This is a genomic window from Streptomyces sp. Tu6071, from assembly GCF_000213055.1.
Lineage (GTDB): Bacteria > Actinomycetota > Actinomycetes > Streptomycetales > Streptomycetaceae > Streptomyces > Streptomyces evansiae.
In genome coordinates this window covers 2,063,132-2,069,344 of sequence record NZ_CM001165.1, presented here as the reverse complement: position 1 = coordinate 2,069,344, position 6,213 = coordinate 2,063,132, and the positions used below count along the sequence as shown (strand labels likewise).

General features: G+C 72.4%; 5 protein-coding genes. All 5 read right to left on the bottom strand.

Annotation, left to right across the window (positions count from 1 at the left end):
* Window positions 1-58 precede the first annotated feature (58 nt).
* Window positions 59-853: a DUF742 domain-containing protein gene (locus STTU_RS32855; protein WP_007821722.1), complete on the bottom strand. Its 795-nt coding sequence runs from the start codon at window positions 851-853 to the stop codon at window positions 59-61.
* Between the two features lie 109 nt (window positions 854-962).
* On the bottom strand, window positions 963-1,376 hold the full coding sequence (locus STTU_RS08330) for a roadblock/LC7 domain-containing protein (RefSeq protein ID WP_008745460.1): 414 nt from the start codon (window positions 1,374-1,376) through the stop codon (window positions 963-965).
* Window positions 1,377-1,386: 10 nt separating this feature from the next.
* Window positions 1,387-4,806, bottom strand: coding sequence for a nitrate- and nitrite sensing domain-containing protein (locus STTU_RS08325; protein WP_043254569.1), 3,420 nt, complete (start codon window positions 4,804-4,806; stop codon window positions 1,387-1,389).
* Window positions 4,807-5,228: 422 nt separating this feature from the next.
* Window positions 5,229-5,810: a GTP-binding protein gene (locus tag STTU_RS08320; RefSeq protein ID WP_043254567.1), complete on the bottom strand. Its 582-nt coding sequence runs from the start codon at window positions 5,808-5,810 to the stop codon at window positions 5,229-5,231.
* Window positions 5,791-6,201, bottom strand: a complete 411-nt coding sequence (locus tag STTU_RS08315; RefSeq protein WP_008745457.1) for a DUF742 domain-containing protein — start codon at window positions 6,199-6,201, stop codon at window positions 5,791-5,793. Before STTU_RS08315 ends, STTU_RS08320 begins: the two co-directional genes overlap by 20 nt.
* Window positions 6,202-6,213 lie beyond the last annotated feature (12 nt).

The window sequence follows — 6,213 nt, the reverse complement described above, 5'->3', positions numbered from 1 at the left end:
GCCGAAGCCGCCGGCGACCACGATTTTCGCGCTGGTGGTCGACCGTCCCGGTTCGCCACTAGAGCTTGCGAAGTCCACTGAGCACCCTTTCGAGCAGTGTCACGTCTGGCTGGCCGCCGGCGTTCTCGTCGCCGCCGGGCTGGTGGATCGCGACGAGACCGGCCTCCGCCAGGTCGGCGACGAGAATCCGGGCCACGCCGAGGGGAATGGAAAGGAGCGCCGAGATCTCCGCTACTGACTTGATCTCCCGGCACAGATTGCAGATCCGCTGATGCTCGGGCAACTGCCCCTGCATCTGCGAAGGCTGAGCGGTGGTGCTGACCAGCGCCTCGATGGCGAGCTGGTAACGGGGCCGGGTCCGGCCACCGGTCATCGCGTACGGCCGCACGAGCGGACTCGGGCCGCGCCCGGCCCCACCACCGGAGGCGTCCTGCGCGTTCTGGCGCGGCAGGGGGGCACGGGGCCCGGTGGGCTGCACGGGCTGTCGCTGGTGCCGCGGGTGCGTCGGCTGCTGCCGCGGCTGCGCGGGCCGGGGCTGCTGCGGCTGCTGGCCGGGGTGCGGGTACGGGTACGCGTCGAAGGGGTCCCGCTCGTCCCCGTACGACGACTGCTCGCCGTACGGGCGCTGCTCCCCGTACGGCTGCTGCTCCCCGTACGACGGGCGCTGCCCGTACGGCTGTCCGGGGTCCGGCTCCTGCCGCTGCCCGTACTGCCACTCGGACTGCTGCCACTCGTCGTGCCGCTGCTCGTCCTGCTGCTGCCCTGGGAAGGAGTGCGGACCCGGTCCGTCACCCTGGTACCCGCCCTGGCCGTGGGACCAGTCGGCAGGCGAACCACCGGGGGGTGTCGTCACGTTCTTCCTCCTCCTGCTGTCCGGGCGCCGTCAGTGTGGAGCCGCGTCCCGAAACCTTACGGCCCCGGGACGCGAAAACGCACCGCTTGTCTGATGGTTGAGAAAAGCGTCAGTTGAGCAGACCACCCTGGAGTTCCGCCCGCAGATCCGGCGTCAGGACGGAGCCCGCCCGGTCCACGAGCAGGGCCATCTCGTAGCCGACGAGGCCGATGTCGGCCTCGGGGTGGGCGAGGACCGCGAGCGAGGAACCGTCCGAGATGGACATGATGAAGAGGAATCCCCGCTCCATCTCCACCACCGTCTGGTTCACGGTGCCGCCCTCGAAGATCCGGGACGCGCCCGCGGTCAGCGAGGTGAGACCCGAGGCCACGGCCGCGAGCTGGTCGGCGCGGTCGCGCGGGAAACCCTCGGACATCGCGAGGAGAAGACCGTCGGCGGAGACGACCACCGTGTGCGACACCCCGGGGGTGTTGTCCACGAAATTGGTGATCAACCAGTTCAGGTTCTGTGCCGCCTGGCTCATCGGGCTCACGCTAACGCTCCTGGTCGTAGGTGCTGTCGGGGCCGGAACCCCGGCCGTTGGTGCCATTCGTGTCGCTTCCCGCGGTGCGGCCCCTCGCGACGCCGTTGCGGAGCCGGCTGAGCCGGCCGCGGACGTCCTCGGGAGCGCGGGAGACCTGGGGGCCGCCCTGCGGGCTCTGTTCCTCCGCCGCGCCCTCGACCAGATTGGCCCTGGGCACCCGGCGCGGCAGACCGGAGGAGGTGACCCCGCCCGCCTGCGGGCGGCGCAGGCCGCTCGCGCGCTGAGCGCGGTCCTCGTTGGCCGCGTGGGCCGAGGAACCGGGGTCCTGCTCCGCCCGCGGCTGCTCGCCTGCGGGCGTGCCGTCCTGGGGCGGGGTGCCGCTCGGGCCATTGTCCCATCCCTGACGGTCCGTCACCTCACCGGCCCCCGCGGCGGGAACCCGGCGCGGCAGACCTGCTTCGGTCACCCCGCCCTCCTGCTCGGCGGCGCCACCGTGCGGGCCGAAGCCTACGCGGTCGGCGTCCTCCTGGGGAGCGCGTGCGGGGGATTCCGCTTCACCCCCGGGGGCGCCGCCCTGGGCGGGCCCGTGCTGCCACTCCTCCCGGTGAGGGGCGGCCGGGTAGCCGCCGGTCCCGGCGGCGTCCGGCGGGTACGGGGCGTGCGTGGGCTCCGCATAGGGCGTATAGGCGGACTGCGGGGCGTACTCGTCCTGTTCCCGCGCCGGGTAGCCGCCCTCGGCGCCCGGTGTCCCGGCCGCGGCGCCGGGGTACGCCCCCTGCGTGAAGCCGGGGTACGGCGGCTGCGGAGCGTAGGCGTTCCCGTCCGGGTAGGGCGCGGTCCCGCCCTCGCCCGCGTAGCCGGCCGGACCGTTGCCGTACGGGGCCGGGTAGCCCTGCGCGTACTCCCCGCCGTTGCCGTAGGAGGGCTGCGGGGCCTGCCCCGGGTAGCCGGGGCTCCCGCCGTACGGCGCGTCGGTGCCGCCGTTCCCGTACGGGCCGCCGCCCTCGTACGGGCCCGGCGCCGCCTGGTCGCGGAAGAGCGGCCGGTTCCCGTCCTGGTGCCGCTCCGGCGCGGGCTCCTGCGGGTGCGTCTGGGCCTCCAGGGCCGCGCGGCGCTCCTCGCGGAACAGGGAGCGGCCCACCGGGTCGAGCCCGGCCGGGTTCTCGCCCGCGGGCAGGGCGGGCTGCCCGGCCCCGTACCGGGTGTCGTCGAAGCCGAGTTCGGCGGCGGTGCGCAGCGGCGCGTGGCCCGCGCCCGGTGCGGCGTGCGGCTGCCCCGGGATCATCGAGGAGACGGTGAACTCGTTCTCCTGACCGGCCTGTCCGCCCCCGCCGTGCGTGATCGACTCGGGGAGCATGACGAGCGAGGTCGTGCCGGCCTGCTCGCCCGAGGGCCGGAGCTGGACCCGGATGCCGTGCCGGTCGGAGAGCCGCCCGACCACGAAGAGGCCCATGCGCTGCGAGATCGCCGCGTCCACGACCGGCGGATTGGCGAGCCGGTGGTTGATGTCGGCGAAGTCCTCGGCGTTGAGGCCGATGCCCTTGTCGTGGATCTCGATCACGACGCGGCCGTCCGGCATCCGCGTCGCCGTGACCCGCACCTTCGTCTGCGGCGAGGAGAACGTCGTGGCGTTCTCCAGCAGTTCGGAGAGCAGGTGCACGAGGTCGGTCACGGCGCGGCCGTGGATCTCGGCCTCGGGCACCCCGGACAGCTCGACGCGCTCGTACTGCTCGACCTCGGACGAGGCGGCGCGCAGCACGTCGACGAGCGGCACCGGCTGGTCCCAGCGGCGTCCCGGCTCCTCGCCCGCGAGGACGAGGAGGTTCTCGCCGTTGCGGCGCATACGGGTCGCGAGGTGGTCGAGCTTGAAGAGGTTCTCCAGCTGCTCGGGCTCCGCCTCGTTGTTCTCCAGGTCCGTGATGAGGGTGAGCTGCCCCTCGATGAGGGACTGGTTGCGCCGCGAGAGGTTGGTGAATATGGCGTTGATGTTGCTGCGCAGGAGGGCCTGTTCGGAGGCGAGCCTGACCGCCTCGCGGTGCACCTGGTCGAAGGCGCGGGCGACCTCGCCGATCTCGTCGGTCGAGGTGATCGGCAGCGGTGTGACGCGCGTGTCCACGCGGCCGGGATCGGTGCGCGAGAGCTGGTCGACGAGGGCGGGCAGCCGCTTCTGCGCTATGCCGAACGCCTCCGTGCGCAGGCGCCGCATGGACTTGCTCATCTGCCGCGCCATCATCCCCGCGATGAGGAAGGCGAGCAGCAGGGCGGCGACGACGGCCGCCGAGACGAGGAGCGTGTCGCGCTTGGCGTCGTCGACGATGCCCGCCGCCTCCGTCACGGCCTTCCGCGTGAGATCGGACTCGATCGTGCGGTACGCGTCGAAGCGCGGCGTCGTCGTGGCCCACCAGCTCGCGGGGGTGACGCCCTGCGCGGTGAGCCGGTCCTGCGTCGCGTCGGGCCGGGAGAGGAGGCCGACCATCGTCTCCTGGTCGGGCGGTGCCACGTACTTCTTGCCCGCCTCCTTCGCGGCCACGGCCGCGCGCGCGTTCGCCTTCTTGCCGTCCGCGGCGAGCTTCTTCATCGCCTCGTCCAGCGCCGCGACGTCCGCGGGGGTACCGCCGGAGGTGTACTCCTCGACGGCGATGCCCTCCAGGTAGGCGTAGGTGGGCAGCGCGGTGCGCTGCTTCGCGGCGCCCGCCGCGTCGGGACCCGGCGCGACCCACAGGTGCATGCCGATGGAGCGCTGGAGCGAGAGCGCCGCCTTCGAGAGCGAGATCGCGTAGACGGTGCGCCCGTAGCTCGTGATGTTGCCGGTGCCGAGGCCGAGTTCGTTGGCGAACTCCATGAGCGGGTGCTGGACCTCGGTGTAGCCCTCCTCGGTCCGCACGCCGGAGAGCTTCTTCGTGTACGCGGCCTTGCGCAGCGCGTCGAGCCCCGGCTCGACCTTGCGGAAGTCGGCCATGCGCCGGTCGAGGCCCTCGGTGTGCGGCATCTCGGCGGCGGCCGCGGTGAACTCGCGGGCCGCGACGTCCGTGGCCGTACGCGCCTTGGTCACCGCCGGGGTGACGCCCTCGCCCTTGAGCAGCGGCTCGGCGCTGACGTCGCGCTCCTCGATGAGCCGGTTGCCGTACGTCATGGCGGCCTGCACGAGGCGCGCCGTGTGCTCGGCGTCCTCCGCCTCCCGCCAGGTGTCGATCGACCCCTTCACCTGGAAGCCGCCCATGACGAGGCCGACGATGACGGGTATGAGCAGGATCGCGTTCAGCCGGGTGGGGACCCGCCAGTTGCGGGGGGACAGCCGGCTGCCGCGGGCGGAGGGGGAGGTGGGGCTCCCGCTCTCCGGCACCGCGGCCGGCGCCTCGGCGGTCGCGAGCGGGGTGAAGTTACCCCGGGCCCGCTCCGCCGGGCCTGAGCCCTTCTTGCTTCGCCTCACTCGACCAACAACCTCTCGGCGCCGGCACCGCTCGCGTGCCGCTGATGTTTTCCGGCCCTCAACAGCGGGCGGCTCACCACCCTTGCTACTGGGCAGTTCAGCGATTTCAGCACGCTCCGCCGTGCGCCGCCAAACGTTCTGCGGAAGTGGTCTTCCGGACACCCGGGACGCCGCGCCAGGCTAATAAAAGGGGCATAAAAGAACGAGCCCCGGCAAAAGCCGGGACTCGTATGCGCGCAGCGGCACCGCACGGGCGCGGCGCGTGGTGGCGCGCGGTCAATTCTCTGTCGAAACGTTATGAAGCCTGTCGACACCGTGTCGAAGGACACAGCGGGGCCGGGCGGGCGCGCCGGGCGGCCCGCCGGCCCCGTTCCGCGGCCTTCACTCCCGTCGCGCGGAGCCCCCGCGGGGCTCCCGCGCCCTCACTTCAGGCGGGCCATGAGGGCGTGTTCGACGAGGGTGATGAGGGCGGATTTGGCGTCGGCGCGGTGGCGGGCGTCGGTGGTGATGATCGGGGTGTCGGGTCCGATCTGGAGTGCTTCGCGGACTTCGTCGGGGGTGTAGGGCTGGTGTCCTTCGAAGCCGTTGAGGGCGATGACGAAGGGGAGGCCCGAGTTCTCGAAGTAGTCGACGGCGGGGAAGCAGTCGGCGAGGCGGCGGGTGTCGACGAGGACGATGGCGCCGATGGCGCCGCGGACGAGGTCGTCCCACATGAACCAGAAGCGGTCCTGTCCGGGGGTGCCGAAGAGGTAGAGGATGAGGTCCTGGTCGAGGGTGATGCGGCCGAAGTCCATGGCGACGGTGGTGGTGGTCTTGTCGCCGGTGTGGGTGAGGTCGTCGATGCCGGCGCTCGCGCTCGTCATGACGGCCTCGGTGCGCAGCGGGTTGATCTCCGAGACGGCGCCGACGAAGGTCGTCTTGCCCACACCGAAGCCGCCGGCGACCACGATTTTCGCGCTGGTCGTCGACCGTCCCGCCTCGGCGTTAGAGCTTGCGAAGTCCACTGAGCACCCTTTCGAGCAGTGTCACGTCTGGCTGGCCGCCGGCGTTCTCGTCGCCGCCGGGCTGGTGGATCGCGACGAGACCGGCCTCCGCCAGGTCGGCGACGAGAATCCGGGCCACGCCGAGGGGCATCGTCAGGAGCGCGGAGACCTCCGCCACCGATTTGACCTCGCGGCACAGGTGGCAGATCCGCTGGTGCTCCGGGAGCAGGCCCGACATCTGCATCGGGTCCGCCGTCGTGCTGACCAGCGCCTCGATGGCGAGCTGGTAACGGGGCCGGGTCCGGCCGCCCGTCATCGCGTAGGGCCGCACCAGGGGCTGGTCACCCTCGACCGCGTAGCCGGCGGAGGGCGGATTCCCGTACGGGTCGTGCGGTGCGGTGGGCGGTGTCATGCAATCCTCCGG